This window comes from Campylobacter sp. CNRCH_2015_0338h (genome assembly GCF_025772785.1).
In the GTDB taxonomy this organism is placed as follows: Bacteria; Campylobacterota; Campylobacteria; order Campylobacterales; family Campylobacteraceae; genus Campylobacter_D.
Window position 1 is genome coordinate 1 of sequence record NZ_JAKMST010000003.1, and the last position, 17,564, is coordinate 17,564.

The 17,564-nt window shown below is 29.2% G+C and carries 15 protein-coding genes and 1 tRNA gene; 10 read left to right on the forward strand and 6 right to left on the reverse strand.

Annotation, left to right across the window (positions count from 1 at the left end; all coding sequences use genetic code 11):
- The first annotated feature begins 60 nt into the window (after positions 1–60).
- Genes L8X30_RS02490 through L8X30_RS02500 form a run of 3 tightly spaced genes read left to right on the forward strand, consistent with a single transcriptional unit; the run spans position 61 to position 2,829 of the window.
- The gene (locus tag L8X30_RS02490) at positions 61–825 is read left to right on the forward strand and encodes a class I SAM-dependent methyltransferase (protein WP_263678825.1); all 765 of its coding nucleotides are present in this window, start codon (positions 61–63) and stop codon (positions 823–825) included.
- 1 nt (position 826) lies between these two features.
- A complete protein-coding gene (locus L8X30_RS02495) occupies positions 827–2,182 on the forward strand; it encodes an ATP-dependent DNA helicase (protein WP_263678827.1) in 1,356 nt (451 codons plus the stop codon).
- Positions 2,183–2,184: 2 nt separating this feature from the next.
- Positions 2,185–2,829, forward strand: coding sequence for a flagellar basal body-associated FliL family protein (locus L8X30_RS02500; protein WP_263678829.1), 645 nt, complete (start codon positions 2,185–2,187; stop codon positions 2,827–2,829).
- On the opposite strand, the gene lolA is transcribed toward L8X30_RS02500, so the two are convergent.
- Positions 2,830–3,336 (reverse strand): LolA-like outer membrane lipoprotein chaperone, encoded by a 507-nt coding sequence (gene lolA / locus L8X30_RS02505; protein ID WP_263678831.1) that lies wholly within the window; start codon positions 3,334–3,336, stop codon positions 2,830–2,832.
- Between the two features lie 117 nt (positions 3,337–3,453).
- Between lolA and secA the strand changes: the two genes are divergently transcribed.
- The 7 genes from secA to L8X30_RS02540 all read left to right on the forward strand — a co-directional run bounded on the left by secA (position 3,454) and on the right by L8X30_RS02540 (position 10,973).
- Positions 3,454–6,045 carry a preprotein translocase subunit SecA gene (secA, locus tag L8X30_RS02510; RefSeq protein WP_263678832.1) on the forward strand — a complete coding sequence of 864 codons (2,592 nt, stop codon included), beginning with the start codon at positions 3,454–3,456 and terminating at the stop codon, positions 6,043–6,045.
- An 8-nt stretch (positions 6,046–6,053) separates the two neighbouring features.
- Positions 6,054–7,343, forward strand: coding sequence for a sigma-54-dependent transcriptional regulator (locus L8X30_RS02515; protein ID WP_263678833.1), 1,290 nt, complete (start codon positions 6,054–6,056; stop codon positions 7,341–7,343).
- A 12-nt stretch (positions 7,344–7,355) separates the two neighbouring features.
- Entirely contained in the window at positions 7,356–8,372 is a 1,017-nt protein-coding gene (locus tag L8X30_RS02520) for an aspartate-semialdehyde dehydrogenase (RefSeq protein WP_263678836.1), read from the forward strand.
- An 11-nt stretch (positions 8,373–8,383) separates the two neighbouring features.
- Entirely contained in the window at positions 8,384–8,890 is a 507-nt protein-coding gene (locus tag L8X30_RS02525; RefSeq protein ID WP_012661246.1) for a YqhA family protein, read from the forward strand.
- Positions 8,891–8,902: 12 nt separating this feature from the next.
- Entirely contained in the window at positions 8,903–9,925 is a 1,023-nt protein-coding gene (hemE, locus tag L8X30_RS02530) for a uroporphyrinogen decarboxylase (RefSeq protein ID WP_263678838.1), read from the forward strand.
- Positions 9,922–10,830 carry a radical SAM protein gene (locus L8X30_RS02535; RefSeq protein ID WP_263678840.1) on the forward strand — a complete coding sequence of 303 codons (909 nt, stop codon included), beginning with the start codon at positions 9,922–9,924 and terminating at the stop codon, positions 10,828–10,830. The genes hemE and L8X30_RS02535 overlap by 4 nt, the downstream gene beginning before the upstream one ends.
- Before the next feature lie 68 nt (positions 10,831–10,898).
- Positions 10,899–10,973, forward strand: a tRNA-Asn gene (locus L8X30_RS02540).
- A gap of 85 nt (positions 10,974–11,058) precedes the next feature.
- On the opposite strand, the gene L8X30_RS02545 is transcribed toward L8X30_RS02540, so the two are convergent.
- From L8X30_RS02545 to der, 5 genes are read right to left on the reverse strand one after another with little or no spacing between them, the layout of a single operon-like run.
- The gene (locus tag L8X30_RS02545; RefSeq protein WP_263678842.1) at positions 11,059–13,461 is read right to left on the reverse strand and encodes a tetratricopeptide repeat protein; all 2,403 of its coding nucleotides are present in this window, start codon (positions 13,459–13,461) and stop codon (positions 11,059–11,061) included.
- A gap of 8 nt (positions 13,462–13,469) precedes the next feature.
- Positions 13,470–14,705, reverse strand: a complete 1,236-nt coding sequence (gene serS / locus L8X30_RS02550; protein ID WP_263678843.1) for a serine--tRNA ligase — start codon at positions 14,703–14,705, stop codon at positions 13,470–13,472.
- 11 nt (positions 14,706–14,716) lie between these two features.
- The gene (trpS, locus tag L8X30_RS02555; protein WP_263678844.1) at positions 14,717–15,676 is read right to left on the reverse strand and encodes a tryptophan--tRNA ligase; all 960 of its coding nucleotides are present in this window, start codon (positions 15,674–15,676) and stop codon (positions 14,717–14,719) included.
- Positions 15,673–16,170, reverse strand: a complete 498-nt coding sequence (locus L8X30_RS02560) for a shikimate kinase (RefSeq protein ID WP_263678845.1) — start codon at positions 16,168–16,170, stop codon at positions 15,673–15,675. The genes trpS and L8X30_RS02560 overlap by 4 nt, the downstream gene beginning before the upstream one ends.
- Positions 16,154–17,539: a ribosome biogenesis GTPase Der gene (der, locus tag L8X30_RS02565; protein WP_263678846.1), complete on the reverse strand. Its 1,386-nt coding sequence runs from the start codon at positions 17,537–17,539 to the stop codon at positions 16,154–16,156. The genes L8X30_RS02560 and der overlap by 17 nt, the downstream gene beginning before the upstream one ends.
- Positions 17,540–17,564 lie beyond the last annotated feature (25 nt).

Here is a 17,564-nt window from a genome sequence, read left to right on the forward strand (position 1 = left end):
TTTTTTGATGAGATTAAAATGAAAAGTTTTGATATAATAAAGTTATTATAAGGATGTATAATGTTAGATAATAAGTATGATGATAATATTTTTTTTAATAAATATGCCTTAATGCTAAGATCTAAAGTAGGATTGGATGGTGCTGGTGAATGGGAAGATTTTAAAACATGTTTACCAAGTTTAAAAGATAAAGTTATATTAGACTTAGGTTGTGGATATGGATGGCATAGTATTTATGCTTTAGAAAATGGGGCTAAAAAAGTTTTTGCTATTGATTTATCTTTAAAAATGTTAGATAAAGCTAAGACTAAAACAAGTAAATATAAAAATAAAATATCCTTTTATGGAGGTTCTTGTGAAGAAATAGATAAAATCACTGACTTACAAAATATGAAATTTGATATAGTTATTAGTTCTTTAGTTTTTCATTATATAAAGGATTATGAAAAATTAATTTTTAATATTTCAAATCTTCTTAATAAAAATGGTAGTTTGGTTTTTAGTGTTGAGCATCCTGTTTTTACCGCAAATATTTCCCAAGATTTTATATATGATAATAATGGGGATATTCAATTTTTTCCTATTAAAAATTATTTTTATGAAAATAAAAATAAATATAATTTTTTAGGTGAGGGTGTGGTTAAATATCACCGTACCTTAACAAGTTATATTTCTCCCTTATTGCAAAATAATTTTAAAATAACCAATATTATTGAGCCAAAGCCTTCTAATAAAATTATCAATCTTTTTTCTGAATTCAAAAATGAATTTAAAAAAGAATGGCATAGGCCAATGATGTTGATAATATCTTGCATGAAAGAGTAGCTTGAACTTAGTTGTAGATAAATTAAGATTTTTTTTAAAAAATAATAATGTATTTTTAAGTGGTGGTGCAGGTGTTGGTAAGTCTTTTTTAACTATGGAGCTTATAAAATCTTATAGAGTTCAAGGAAAAATTGTTATTGTATTGGGTTCTACCGCTCTTAGTGCTTTTAATATAGGTGGGGTTACTTTACATAGTTTTTTTGCTTTTAAAAGATGTCAAAATTATGATGAGTTATATTATGAAGATAGAAAGCAAAAAGATAAACTAGAAAAATTAAAGAGAATTTTAAAACAAAGTGATTTATTGGTTATTGATGAAATCTCTATGGTAAGTGCTTCGTTGATGGAAATGATTTATTATAGATTATCAAGAAGTGGTTTTAATGGTAAAATTTTATTAGTTGGAGATTTTTTTCAACTTCCACCTGTGGTTAAACATAAAGAAAATCAAATTCAAAATACTTTATTTCAAAATACTTTATATGCTTTTTCTTCACAAGCTTGGAGTGATCTTAAATTTATTAATTTAAAACTTAGTATTACAAAAAGAACTTTAGATAAACAATTTTACGAATATTTGTTTTTTCTTAGAATGGGTGAAACAAATAAAGAAATATTGAATTTCTTTAAAAAAATGTTAATTAGTTCAAAAAATTTACTTGAGTATATGGATGAGTATACTTTATTATGCGCTACCAATAAAAAGACTAATCATATTAATACTGAAAAATTAAATCTTTTACAAGGTAAAGAAAGTATATTTAAAGCAAAAGCTGAAAAACTAGATTGTACCTTAGATGATAAAACATACGAGCAGTGGATTAATGGACTTAATTCTTTGAGTGAGTTAAAATTAAAAATAGCTGCTAAGATTATTTTTTGTGTGAATAATAAAGAAGAAAATTATTATAATGGGGAGCAGGGTGTTGTTTTAGATTTTATAAAAGATAAAGAGCAAGAATATATTCTGATAGAAAAAAATAATGGTGAAAGATTGAAATTAAAACCATATGAATATACCTTAGAAGAGTATGAGTTAGACAAAGATGAAAAACTAGAAGTTAAGATAAAAGCTAAATTTGTTCAATTTCCTATAAAACTAGCTTATGCTATAACAATCCATAAATCTCAAGGCATGAGTATAGATAAATTAATATGTGATATTGATGGAATTTTTGAAAAAGGACAATTATATGTATGTTTATCAAGAGCCATTAATCCAAGTAATTTAAAAATAATATATAATTATAAAATGCCTTTTGAGGATTATTTTTTAAAAATTTTAAAATTTGATAAAGAGGTAAAGCGATTTTATCTGCAAGAAAAGTTTATAAATTTAGAAGAAGATAGGGAGTGATTATGAGATGGGTAGTAATTTTATTTTTTTCTTTTTGTAGTATTTATGCTAATTCTTTAAGCATAGAAGATTTTAGAACAGATTTGTATTCAAAAGCTGGAAGTAATACTTTAAAAAAGATTGAAATGACTTTAGATTTTGAGGGAGAAAATTTAGAACAAAAGAAAATTACAGACGCATTAAATACTATTGTATCTAGTTATTTTTATGAAGATTTGTTTACAGAAGTGGGTAAAAATAACTTCAAAGAAACTTTGCTTAAATTTAGCAATAAAAAATACAAAACTCAAATAAAAAACATTTATATTTTAAAAATTAACTCAGTGGCTCAATTTGATATAGAAGAACTGAAGCGTTTTGTAAAAGATTTAGAAAAAAATGAAGAAGATTTAAAAGAAACTGCTAAGCAAGAAGAAATTCAAAATATTCTTAAAGTTGCTAAAACTTCAGATCAAAATAATACCCAGCCAAAAGACATAAATGCTACTCAAACAAACAGTATTAAAGATAGTAATATAAGTTTTAATCAAGATGTTAATACAAGCAAAGAAGCTATGGATATGATTTTAAAAACTATGGAAAATGCTCAAATGCAAATGTTAGTACCAAGCAAAGAACAAGATTTGTTTAAAGAGATACCATTTTGATTAATGGATTATATCAAAATGGCTTGGAATTTTTGGTATAAAAATATTATCGTTGATATTTTGATCAAATTTTTGGTTGTAAAAATAAAGACTGACTAAATTTCCTAATTCATCTTTATAAGAAATACTGTTAAGGCTACCGTTTTCTAGTTTGATATTATATATGATATTTTCGTATTTTGCTTCATAGCTTTCGTGAGATATTGATTTTGCATTTTTAAAAATTGCTTGAAGATTTGGTAAATTTTGCAATTGAGTATAAATGGCTTGTTCTAATTCAGGTTCTATGATAACAACTTCTTTGTTGTTGATATAAATTTGCTTTTTATTCGGCTTAGTATAATTCCAAAAGGCTTTATTTTGAGTGATGATAAAATTTCCTTTGTAATTTAGCGAAGAATTATTACTTTGCACTTTTTGTTCAAAATCACTGCTAAAATTTTTAAAATTTATATCAAAAGCAAAAATATTACAAGCAAATATCATTAAAAATACAAAATATTTCATAATTATCCTTTAAAAATTTTACAAATTATATAAAATTTATGCAAATAAAATTTTATATAGTTCTAATTAAAATCAAGGTATAATCTAGCATATATTTTTGTAATTAAAGGTAAAAAAATGTTTTCTAGTGTATTTAAAGCAATATTTGGCACAAAAAACGATCGAGAAGTAAAAAAATATTTAAAGAGAGTTGCGCAAATTAATGCTTTAGAGTCAAAATACCAAAATTTAAGTGATGATGAATTAAAACAAAATTTTATAGATTTTAAAACACAAATTCAAAAAGAAGAAAAAACTTTAGACCAAATACTAAATGATGTTTTTGCAATAGTTAGGGAAGTAGGAAAAAGAACGCTTAATATGCGTCATTTTGATGTGCAATTAATCGGTGGTATGGTTTTACATGAGGGAAAAATCGCTGAAATGAAAACTGGGGAAGGTAAAACCTTGGTTGCAACTTTACCTGTTGTATTAAATGCTATGAGTGGCAAGGGTGTGCACGTAGTTACTGTAAATGATTATTTAGCCAAAAGAGATGCGGAGCAAATGAGTGCTATTTATAATTTTTTAGGTTTTAGTGTAGGTGTGATACTTTCAGATCAAAATAGCGATGAGGCACATAAAAAAGCTTATGAGTGTGATATAACTTATGGTACAAATAATGAATTTGGCTTTGATTATTTGCGTGATAATATGAAATTTTCAAAGCTTGAAAAAGTACAAAGAGAGCATAATTTTGTTATAGTTGATGAAGTAGATAGTATTTTAATAGATGAAGCAAGAACCCCACTTATAATAAGCGGACCTACAAATAGAACTTTAGATGGATATATTAAAGCAAATGAAGTAGCAAAACAAATGCAAAAAGGTCAAGCAGCGACTACTCCTCAAGAATTACCAAGTGGAGATTTTGTTGTTGATGAGAAAAATAGAACTATCATGATTACAGAGGCTGGAATTTCTAAAGCAGAAAAATTATTTGGAGTAGAAAATTTATATAGCTTAGATAATGCAATATTAGCTCATCAGCTTGATCAGGCTTTAAAAGCACATAATTTATTTGAAAAAGATGTGCATTATGTATTAAGAGATAAAGAAGTTGTAATTGTTGATGAATTTACGGGAAGGCTAAGCGAAGGAAGACGCTTTAGTGATGGTTTACACCAAGCATTAGAGGCTAAAGAAGGGGTAAAAATTCAAGAAGAGAGTCAAACTTTAGCAGATATTACTTTCCAAAATTATTTTAGAATGTATAAAAAATTAGCAGGTATGACAGGTACTGCACAAACTGAGGCAACGGAATTTTCTCAAATATATAATTTAGATGTGGTTTCCATACCTACAAATATACAGGTTGCAAGAATAGATAAAGATGATTTGATTTATAAAACACAAGAAGAAAAATTTAAAGCAGTTATTGAAGAGATAAAAAAAGCAAATGCAAAAGGTCAACCGGTTTTAGTAGGGACTGCAAGTATTGAAAGAAGTGAAGTATTTCATAATATGCTTGTAAAAGAACGCATTCCTCATCATGTGCTTAATGCTAAAAATCACGAGCAAGAAGCTTTGATTATCCAAGATGCGGGTAAAAAAGGTGCAGTAACTATAGCTACCAATATGGCAGGTCGTGGCGTTGATATAAAAATAGATGATGAAATAAGAGCTTTAGGAGGGCTTTATATCATAGGAACTGAACGCCATGAAAGTAGAAGAATAGATAATCAACTTCGTGGTCGTGCAGGGCGTCAAGGTGATCCTGGTGTAAGTAGATTTTATTTAAGTTTAGAGGATAATCTTTTGAGAATTTTTGGCGGTGATCGTATTAAAAATATCATGGAAAGATTAGGTATAGAAGAGGGTGAGCATATAGAAAGTCGCATTGTTACAAGAGCTGTAGAAAATGCTCAAAAAAAAGTTGAAAGTTTACATTTTGAAAGTAGAAAACATTTGCTTGAATATGATGATGTGGCAAATGAACAAAGAAAGACTATCTATAATTATAGAAATGAATTGTTAGATGAAGAATTTGATTTACAAGATAAAATTTTAAAAAATATTGCTGAATATAGCAATCATTTGGTAAGTCAAATTTATCTAAATGCAGAGCTTGAAGATGATGTTAAACATTTTGAAAGCTTAAAGCAAAAAGTAAGTTATGAGTGTAACCTTGAACTAAACGAAGCTGATTTTAAAGATTTAGGTGTGATTGAAGTAGAAAACAAATTAAGTGAAATTTTAGAAAAAGCTTATAAAGACAAAATGAGTATTATTGAAGATAAGGAAGCTAGAAGAATTGAAAGAATTTTATATCTTCAAATTTTAGATAATCTATGGAGAGAGCATTTATACCAAATGGATATTTTAAAAACTGGTATAGGTTTAAGAAGTTATAACCAAAAAGATCCTTTAGTGGAGTATAAAAAAGAAAGTTATAATCTTTTCATGGAGCTTGTTGAGCGTATTAAATTTGACAGTTTAAAATTGTTATTTAATGTAGTTTTTACTCAAAAAGAAGCACAAAATTTTGAAGAAAAAAGCCATGAACAAAATGAGCAGTTTTTATCAAATACTACAGAAAGTGGTGTTAATGAAAACGGTAAAGCACAAATTACTAAAGTACCTAGAAATTCACCTTGTCCTTGTGGTAGTGGCAAAAAATATAAAGAATGTCATGGTAAAAGTGGTCCTAAAAAAGGTATTTTAGCTTAAGGTTTGAGATGAATTTAGTTATAGTTGAAGATGATATAAATATGAGAAAATCACTCGAAATAGCTTTGGGTGAGTATGAAGAATTTACTATAAAATCCTATAAATCAGCAACTGAAGCGCTAAAAAAATTAAATGATGATGTTGATTTAATTATTACAGATATTAATATGCCGGGTATGGATGGTATTGAATTTGTACAAGCTTGTGAGAATAAATATGATTTTATCATTATCACAGGCAATGCAACGCTAAATCGCGCTATAGAGGCAGTAAGGCTTGGAGTAAAAGATTTTCTAGTAAAACCATTTGATATTAATACTTTAGTTACCGCAATAAAACGCGCAAAAATAATTCAAGAAAAGACTTCTAAAAAAACAAATAAAAAGACTACTAAAAAAGAAGAAAATCAAGATTTTTATGGTACTTCTAAGGCTTTGGAAAATTGTCTAAATTTGGCTTTAAAAGCTGCTAAGACAGATGCAAGTGTGCTTTTTTTTGGAGAAAGTGGGGTAGGTAAAGAAGTTTTTGCAAATTTTGTGCATAAAAATTCAAAAAGAGCACAAAAACCTTTTGTGGCTATTAATATGGCAGCAATTCCATCAAATTTGATAGAAAGTGAGCTTTTTGGTTTTGAAAAAGGTGCATTTACTGATGCTAATACTACTAAAATAGGGCTGTTTGAGCTTGCTAGTGAAGGCACTTTGTTTTTAGATGAAATAGGTGAAATGCCTTATGAAATTCAAGCAAAATTATTAAGAGCTTTACAAGAAAAAGAAATTACAAGATTAGGGAGTACTAAAAGTATAAAGATTGATGTAAGAATTATCAGTGCAACTAATGCACATATAGAAAAAAAGATTGCAGATAATGAATTTAGACAAGATTTATATTATAGACTTAATACTATTCCTATTAATATACCACCGTTAAGAGAGCGTCAAGAAGAAATTTTGCAAATTGCACAAAAGGTCTTGCTTGATACGTGTAAAGAATATGATTTTAATGAGAAAACTTTAAGCCAAGAAGCACAAGATGCTTTATTAGCTTATGATTTTCCAGGTAATATTAGAGAATTGATTTCTATTATACAAAGAGCTTGTATTTTAAGTGAAAATGATGAGATTAGTGCTCAAGATTTATTTTTAGAAAGTAGAAAAAGTAAAGATATTAAAAATCTTGAAAAAGAATTGATTTTAGAAGCTTTAAAAAATTCGCAAGATATTACAGAAGCAGCTAAGCTTATAGGGATGAGTGAGAAAATTTTTAGCGAAAAAATGAAAAAATACAACATTACTTAAAAAGGACGGACAATGAAAAAAATAGCTATTGTAGGTGCAACAGGAGCAGTTGGTGAAGAACTTTTAAATGTCTTAGATGAGCTTGATTTTCCAGTTGAAAGTATTTTGCCATTAGCAAGTGCAAAAAGTGCAGGTAGCGAAGTAGAATTTAGAGGTAAAAGCTATAAAGTAAAAGAATTAACTCCAAGTGTTTTTAAAGAAAATCCTGTAGATATTGCTTTTTTTAGTGCTGGAGGAAATATAAGTGCTGAGTATGCAAAATACGCGGTAGAATGTGGTGCTGTGGTGATTGATAATACGAGCCATTTTAGAATGGATGAGAATGTTCCTTTGGTGGTTCCTGAGTGCAATAGTGAAGATATTAAAGATTGGGAAAAAACAGGGATTATTGCTAATCCAAATTGCTCTACCATACAAATGGTGCATGTTTTAAAACCACTTGATGATGCATTTAATCTAAAAAGAGTAGATGTAAGTACTTATCAAGCAGCAAGTGGCGCAGGTAAAGAAGGTATGGAAGAACTAGTTCAAGGAATGCAAAGTTTTTTTGCTTTTAAACTAGATGAATTTGAAGCAAAAACTTTTCCATATACTTTGGCTTTAAATTTGATTCCTCAAATTGATGTTTTTAGCGACAATGGCTACACCAAAGAAGAATTAAAAATGGTAAATGAAACGCAAAAAATATTGCATAAAAAACTTGAAATTTCAGCAACTTGTGTAAGAGTTCCTGTGCTTAGAAGCCATAGTGAAGCTATTACTATGCATTTTGAGAAAGATGTTGATGTTGCTAAAGTTAGAGAGATACTTTCTAAAGCACCAAGTGTTGTTGTGATTGATGATGTAGAAAATAAAAAATATCCTATGCCACTTTTTACAAGTGACACTAACGAAACTTATGTAGGAAGAATTAGACGTGATATTAATCACAAAAACATTTTACATTTATGGTGCGTGGCTGATCAAATTCGTGTAGGAGCTGCTACAAATGCAGTGCGTATTGCGCAAAAATGGCTAGAATTGGTTTAAAAAGGAGAAAAATGCTAGAAAGATTTTTTGAGAATTTATTAGTTAAAAGTCGTTTGGTTACTATTTTACCTGTGATTTTTGGTTTAATAGGGGCTTTTGTTTTATTTTTTATCGCAAGTTATGATGTGATTAAAGTTTTAAAATATGTATTTGAATACTTTATGTTGCCAAATTCTACGGTAGATTTGCATGAAGATATTGTTGGTTTGATTATAGGAGCTGTGGATTTATATTTGATGGCTTTGGTTTTATTTATTTTTTCTTTTGGAATTTATGAGCTTTTTATTAGCGAAATAGAGGATTTTAAACAAACAAAGCAGTCAAAAGTTTTAGAAGTGCATAGTTTGGATCAGCTAAAAGATAAGCTTGCAAAAGTAATTATCATGGTTTTAGTTGTAAATTTTTTTCAAAGAATTTTACAAATGCAACTTAATACAGTTTTGGATATGACTTATTTAGCAGGTTCTATTTTGGCTCTTTGTGTGGGGCTTTATTTCTTGCATAAAAGTGATCATTAATAAGGAATAAAAATGATTTTTATTGATGCGTGTTTTAAAAAATCAACTCCTTATACTCCGGTTTGGATGATGCGTCAAGCAGGAAGATATCTGCCTGAGTACATGGAAGTTAGAGCAAGTGCTGGGGATTTTTTATCACTTTGCAAGGACTATAAAAAAGCAAGTGAAGTTACTTTGCAACCTGTGGATATTTTGGGCGTTGATGCAGCTATTATTTTTTCAGATATTTTAGTAGTGCCTTTAGAAATGGGTATGGATTTAAAATTTGAAAAAGGCGAAGGGCCGGTATTTTCAAATCCCATTAAAACTAAGGAAGATTTGGAAAGATTAGATGTTGAAAAAAGTATTAAAAATCTTTCTTATGTTTATGATGCACTAGCACTTACTAGAGAAAAACTTGCGCAAGATAAAGCTTTGATTGGTTTTTGTGGAAGTCCTTGGACTATTGCTACTTATATGATAGAGGGTGGTGGTAGTAAAAATTATGTAAAATGTAAAAAATTAGTTTATCAAAATCCTGAATTTTTACATCAAATTTTATTTAAACTTACTTTAGCTTTAAAGCATTATATTCAAGAACAAATTAAAGCAGGAGCTAATGCTATACAGATATTTGATAGTTGGGCAAGTGCTTTAGAAAAAGAGATGTTTTTTGAATTTTCTTTTAAATACATGCTTGAAATTGCTGATTTTATCAAAGAAAAATATCCACACATTCCCGTGATTTTATTTCCTAAAGGTGTCAGTGGATTTTTGGATGGTATAAATGGAAATTTTGATGTTTTTGGTGTAGATTGGAGTACGCCTTTAGAATTGGCAAAAGAAAAATTAGGCGCTAAGTATACTTTACAGGGTAATATGGAGCCTTGTAGATTGTATGATAAAAATGCGATTGAAGTAGGAGTGGATAAAATTTTAAATATCATGCAAGATAGTGCACATATTTTTAACCTTGGACATGGTATTTTGCCTGATATTCCTGTTGAAAATGCTAAATATTTTATCAAGCTAGTTCAAGAGAAATCTAAAAAGTGAACAAAATTACCTTTGGACCCATAAGCTCGAGAAGATTTGGGCTTTCTTTAGGGATTGATTTAAGTCCAAATCAAAAGCAGTGCAATTTCGATTGTGTATATTGTGAGTTGCAAGCTGCAAAACCTGTGGAAAAATCTTTAGTATATCCAAAAATTCAAGATATCTTAGAACAGGTAAAGCAATCTTTAGCTAGCGATGTGAAATTTGATTTTCTTACATTAACTGCAAATGGTGAACCTAGTCTGTATCCTTATTTAAAAGAATTAATTTGTGAGTTAAATAAAATAAAACAAGATAAAAAACTTTTGATTTTAAGTAATGGTAGTGGTGTGTTAAATCCAAATGCATTCAATGCTTTATTGGATATTGATGTAGTTAAATTTAGTCTTGATAGTGCTAAAGAAAAAACATTTTATAGAATAGATAAAGCTCTAAGACAAATTAAACTTGAAGCAATGATTGATAAAATGATTACTTTTAGGGAAAAATTTCTAGGTGAGCTTGTTATGGAAGTTTTAGTTGTACAAGGTTTAAATGACAATAAAGAAGAAATGTTAGCTTTAAATGAGGTATTTGATAAAATAAAGCCATTAAGAGTAGATTTTAGCACTATTGATAGACCTCCAGCTTATCCTGTTAAAGGTGTATCTATGGAAAAATTAGAAGAATTAAGTATGTATATTAATAGCGCCCCTGTTGTGCTTGCTAAGCATTATTATAAAGGTGAAAAAATTGATTTTAATACTCAAGAGCTTTTAAAATTGTTGCAACTTAGAGCTCAAAGTGAATTTGATGTTGAAAATAAATTTAGTCAATATAGTAAAGATATATTAGAAAAGTTACTTAAGGAGCAAGAAATTATTGTAAAAAATCTAGCTGGAGTGAAATTTTATAAAAAAATATAATTTTTTGTGAAAAACTCTTGACAAGAGTATTTTTTTCTTATATAATACCATTTCTTATTTATTGATGTTCCGGATTAGCTCAGCGGTAGAGTAGTCGGCTGTTAACCGATTGGTCGTAGGTTCGAATCCTACATCCGGAGCCACTTCTTTTTAAATTATAATCCTGGTTTTGTAAGTGTTAAGTAAATTATATGATTTTATATAACTAGCATTTTCGTAACGAAAATGCTAGTTTTTGATATCAAAAGTAAAGAATTTGCTTTCGAAGTTATTGCCTACTTTTTCATACTGAAACATAGCAGGTTCTAGGTTTTGCACTTCATGGTATAAAAGTCCTAAAGCAAGTCTTGCTTCTAAGGTTTCTTCGTTTTCTAATCTTGCAAGTTCAAGTAAAGCAATGGCTGAGTTTGGATTATTTGAACCTATTGCTGCAACTGCAGCTAAAAATAAAGTTTGAGCATCTTTAATTTTGTAATCATCTATTAAAATATTATAAAGTGTATATGCTTCTTGGTATTCTTTTGCAAATATATCTACATAAGCTAGAGCAAAGATTAATCCAATGGAATTTTTATTACTCATGGCTAGTCTTTTTTTAATATCATTTCTAACATGATTAAGTAAGCCTGTTATTTGCATAAGCGTTACATAGCTATCTTTAACTATCCCAGCTCCTCCAAATAAAGAATTATAATCAAGTTTGGTATTTAAAAAATACATTTGAGCTTGTTTGGCGTATTCTTTGATATTTAAATTCATATTTTTGGAGTTAAAATATAAAATATTGCTAATAATATCCTCGCTTAATAAATCTTTTAATTCTTTTATTTTTTGGTTTCTTAGGGTTTCAAGATTATTGCCATTTGCAGCTATAATAGCAAATATTAACTCCAAAGGCGTGTTATTGGTATTTGAAAGATTATCTAGGTAAGGAATAGTAGCAGTAAAGTCATTTTTAGCTAAATATAGTAAATATTTATATATATTGTTGTTTTGATCAATGGTATTATCTGCTTGGAGATTTTCTAAAAGTTCATTAGCAAGTTTTGTATAATCTTTCTTTGCTAGATCCATACAATATATGCCAAAAATTCCTGCAATATAATTTTTAGGATTTAAATGATATGCGGTTGAAAAGTGCTTGTAAGCATTGTTATAATCTTGCAATTGTGCGTAAGTTAGGGCAAGATTATAATGAATTACATCATGAGCATGATAAATTTCACTTAAGTTTTTAAATTCTTGATTAGCTTCTCTTAGATGAAAATTAAAAGCTAAGTTAATAGCATGAGATAATTCTATATTAACCCCTGACAAAGCCTTACTTTTAACAAGTAATTCATTTTCGTACTCATATCCTTGTATAAAATTTCCCAAATCAGCCTTTGTAATAAGCTCCATGCTTTGTTTAACATCAAAAACACGATATGGTGAAAAGTAAAACAGTAAATCATATATTTGTTGTTTTCCAGTAATCAATCTCTTGGCAAAATTTTGTTGGGCAATATCAATATTTGAAAAATTTCTTTTTAATCTTGTTTTGATATTATAGTATTTTGAACCTATATCTTTATCTTTGATGTAAAGAGCTTTTAAAATTTGCGCACCACTTTCAAATTGACCAGTTTTTAATTCAACTAAGGCTAAAGCAACCTTGCTTCTAGCTTCATGTTCTCCTATCTTTGAGGCTTTTTCAAGATATTCTTTAGCTTTTTGATAGTCTCCTGATTTTGCATATAATAAGCCTAAGGGTAAGCTTGCTTCATAATCTTCTTGTTTTTGTAAAAAATCAATGGCGTTTTTTTCTGATTTTAATAAAGCATAAACTTTTGCTCCAAGATAATAAGATTCACCTTGATAACCATTGATGTTGTTTGAGCGCATAAACATTTGTAAGGCTTCAGGGTAAAATCCTTGATAATAATTAATTAAACCTAGATAATAATCATACAAAGATGATTTGGAATCTTGTGGTAAATGCACTCTTGCTAAGTCAAGATAATAATTAAATTTTTCTTTATTACCAAGATTAAAATAACACACAGCAGTGTTTATGGCAGCAGCCACTTTGTGCTCTTCTAATTCTAAAGATTGCTTGAAATTTTCAATTGCGCTAGCATAATCTTTTTGTTTCATTTGGGCTACGCCAAGATTATAACTAGATAGGGATTGATTAAAAATGTTAATGTTATTGTAAAGTTCTAAAGCGCTTTCTACATCACCTTTTTCATATAATAAATTTGCTTTTTGTACTACAAGATCTAATGCTGATTGTTTTACTTTAGTGATGCTTGAGCTAGTATTATCATCTAAGACTTGAGTATTTAAAATAGCTTGTTTATCTTCTTTGAAAACTATGAGTAAAATTAAAACTACAAGCAATATTAGAGCAAGAGCTCCAAGTGCAGAAATTAAAATAATAAATTTTTTATCAAAAAGCTTTTTTTTCTCTTCAGGTTGCGGTGCTTGAGGTTCTTCTTCCACTCTTTGAAAGGTACTTTCTTCCTCCTCTAATTCAGGAGGTATCATGCCAGGAGGGATAGCTTGTTCTTCTACTCCTGGATTTTCATCTAACTCAGAGAAAGCTTTTTCTTGGTTGTCTTGTTCTTTAAGTGTTACTTCTTCGGCCATGTTTTCTCTTAAAAGTATTTTCTTAACACATCAGGAATTCTTATATTTCCATCTTTTTCTTGATAGTTTTCCATAATAGCTACCAAGGTTCTTCCAACAGCTAGCGAAGAGCCATTAAGTGTATGCACTAATTCGTTTTTGCCTTTATCGTTTTTAAAGCGAATTTTTGCACGTCTTGCTTGAAAATCTTTACAATTAGATACAGAGCTAATTTCACGGTATTTATTTTGAGATGGAAGCCAAACTTCTAAATCCACTGTTTTTGCAGCTGAAAAACCTAAATCTCCAGTACAAAGCATCAAATGTCTGTGTGCTAGACCTAAAGAGCTTAGCAAATCACTAGCACAATTTAGCATTTCTTCAAACATTAGCTCGCTTTGATCAGGCTTGCATATACTAACAAGTTCTACTTTTTCAAATTGATGTTGTCTTATAATGCCTCTTGTGTCTCTACCTGCACTTCCTGCTTCTTGTCTAAAACAAGCGCTATAGCAAGTCATTTTTAAAGGTAATTCTTCTTGAGTTAAAATTTCATTAGAATAAAGATTGGTTACAGGAATTTCAGAAGTTGAAATGAGGTATAAATCATCATTTTCTACCTTATACATATCATCTTTAAATTTAGGAAGTTGTCCAGTACCATACATGGTCGCACTATTTACTAAAAATGGCACATTAACTAACTCAAAACCTCTACTTCTATTAAAATCTATCATATAATTTACTAAGGCTCTACTTAGTAAAGCTCCTTCATTTTTAAGTACACAAAAGCGACTTTGCGAGATTTTAACTCCTCTTGTAAAATCAAGCCAATTTAATTTTTCTCCTAAATCATGATGTTCTTTAATTTCAAAATCAAAACTAGGTGGGGTAAGAACTTTTTTTAATTCTATATTCTCATCCTCATCTTCCCCAAAAGGCACACAATCATCAGGGGTATTTGGTACTGCTAGAGCAATTTGCTCCAGTTTTTCTTCTAATTCATTAACGATTTTTGATTGAGTATTAATTTTTTCTTTATTTTGACTTAGTTGTGCTTTTAAGCTTTCTTTATCTTGTGCTGTTGCAAGTTCTTTGCTAAATTTGTTTTGAAAAGCTTGAAATTCTTCTAAAAGTGCTTTTTCTTTTTTTAAATTTATAAATAAATCACTCAGTTCTTTGAGTAAATTTTCATCCACTTTTTTAGCTTTTAATTTTTGTGCAATTTCATCGAAATTATTTTGTAAAAGTTTTAAATCTAACATTCTAACTCCTTTTATAGTCCTATTTTAGCATAAATTTTTTTCATTGTTTCTTGGGCTTGTTTTTTTGCTTTACTTGCTCCAAATTCTAAAATTTCCTCAATTTTTGAAGGATTGGCTAATAATTTTTCATATTCGTCCTTGGCTGAGGCAAAATACTCGCTAATGATTTCATTTAAATACATTTTAAAATGCCCATAACCTTCGCCACCTTTTTCATAACGACTTTTTAAAGCTTCTTGCTCTGTTTTGTCTAAAAACAATTTTGCGATTTTAAATATATTGCAATTTTGCCAATCTTTTGGATCTTCTAAAGCTGTACTATCTGTAACAATGGAAGAAATTTGTTTTTTAATAGCTTTTGGTGTATTAAAAATATCGATTGTATTTTGATAAGATTTACTCATTTTGGCTCCATCAGTGCCAGGTACTACCGCAACTTCATCATTAACCTTAGCTTGAGGTAGAGTGAAAATTTTACCCCATTCATTATTTACTTTTAAGGCTATGTCTCTTGCTATTTCAACGTGTTGAATTTGATCTTTGCCTACAGGAACTACTTGAGCATTAAAAAGCAAAATATCTGCAGCCATTAAAACAGGGTAAGAAAAAAGTCCATGGTTGGCATTCAAACCTTTGGCGATTTTATCTTTATAGCTATGCGCTCTTTCTAAAAGTCCCATTGGAGTAAATTGAGAAAGAATCCAATAAAGTTCCATTACTTCTTTTACATCACTTTGCAACCAAAACACGCTTTTTTGCGGATCAATCCCTAAACTCAAAAAAGCTGCTGCAGCTTTGAGTGAATTTTGTCTGAGTTTTTCACCATCAAAACTTGAAGTCATAGCATGGTAATTTGCTATAAACATATACATTTGATTTTCTTCTTGCATATTTAGCATTTGTTTGATTGAGCCAAAATAATTGCCTATATGTAAATCTCCACTTGGTTGCAATCCTGTAATAACTCTCATTTTACCTCTTTTTTAATCTCTTTGATAAGTTCTTTAATACTTTTGTTTTCAATGTTAATTATAATATCTGCTTTTTTTTCATATTTTTTTGCTCTTTGATTAAAAAGAATTTTGGCATTATTTATATTTGTAAGTAAAGGCCTAGTGGCTAATTCTTCCCTGTTTAATCTTTGCAAAAGATAATCAAAGCTTGCTTTTAAATATATAATTGCTCCAATGTCTTTTAGTTTTTTTTGTTCTATGAAACCACCACCACTTGCAATAGAGCAATCTTGCACACAAGTTAAAAAAGAAACAAGTTTTTTCTCTTCTTTACGGAATTTTTTTTCACCATATGTTTTAAAAATTTCATCAATTTTAAGATTAAATTTTTCTTTGATTAAACTATCTGTATCTAAAAATATTTTATCGTATTTTTTAGCATAAGCTCTTGCTATGGTTGTTTTACCACAGCCCATAAAGCCTACAAAAAGGAGATTATCCTTCTTGCTCATCTTTGCTACCTTTTTTTCTTGAAGCTAAAATCAAAGGAACACCTTCAAAATTAAATTGTTTTCTAATTTGATTTTGCAAATAGCGCTTATAGCTAAAATGCAAAGCTTTTGGTCTGTTCATGATTAGAGCTATTTTTGGAGGTGCTAAGTCATATTGAACCGCATAATAAATTTTTACTAATTTACCATAATCATGTGGTAGTGGGTGGGCTCTTGTGGCTTCTTCTACCAAGGCATTTAATTTTGCAGTTGGAATTTTTTGTGTAAAATTGGCAAAAACTTCTAAGATTTTATCTAAAAGTACATGTACTCTTTTTCCGCTTAAAGCTGATACGCTTACAACGGGCGCATAAGCTAGAAATTTAAAACGATCTAGTTTTAATTCTTTTAAAGTTCTATCAAAATCAAGCTCGCTTTTATCCCATTTATTAAGCACAATAATCACACCTAGACAATGCTTGGCAGCAAGTCCTGCAATACGCTCATCAAGTTCGTTAAAGCCTTCGGCTGCATCAAGCACTAAAAGTGCAATTTGAGCATTAGCTAGGGTATATTCGGTTCTATTTAGCGCATAACGCTCTAAGCCTTGTATTTTACCACGTTTTCTAATCCCTGCAGTATCTACAAACTCAATGATTTTATCTTTATGCATAATGCTTTCATTAACAGGATCAATCGTAGTGCCTGCTATATCGCTTACCACGCTACGCTCTTCTTTAACTAAAGCATTTAAAAGACTTGATTTTCCTACATTTACCCTGCCGATAATTCCTACTTTAATATGGTTTTCATTGATAGTTTTTAGCTTAAAATCTCCGCTATTTTCATCAAAATTTTCTAAATAGCTTTCAAAGTCTTCTTCTTCATCTGCATTTAAAAAACTTTCATTTAAAAACCTGCCAGCCCACATGCAAAGCTCATCAATGCCTATATTATGTGTAACAGAGATATTAAAAACTTCTTTCACGCCAAAATTAGAAAATTCCCAAGATCTTTCTTCATCCTTTTTATTATCCACCTTGTTAATTACTAAGGCTATAGGTTTGTTGAGTTTTTTCATTTCATAAAAAAAAGCTTTATCTTCATCATCGGGCAGAAATTTTCCATCCACCATATAAAAGATAATATCACTATTTTTAGCAGCTTTTAATGAATTTGCTTTGACATTTTTAAAAAGCTCATTGCTTTCATCAAGTCCGCCACTATCTATCAATAAGGCTCTTTTACCATCAATTTCCACTTCTATTTTGTTAGTATCTCTTGTAGTCCCACTTATGTCACTGGTGATAGCTATGCGCTTTCTTGCAAGTCTATTAAAAAGACTTGATTTGCCAACATTTGGTTTTCCTATTAAAATAATACTTTGCATTAATACTCATTTTTAAATTTTTATT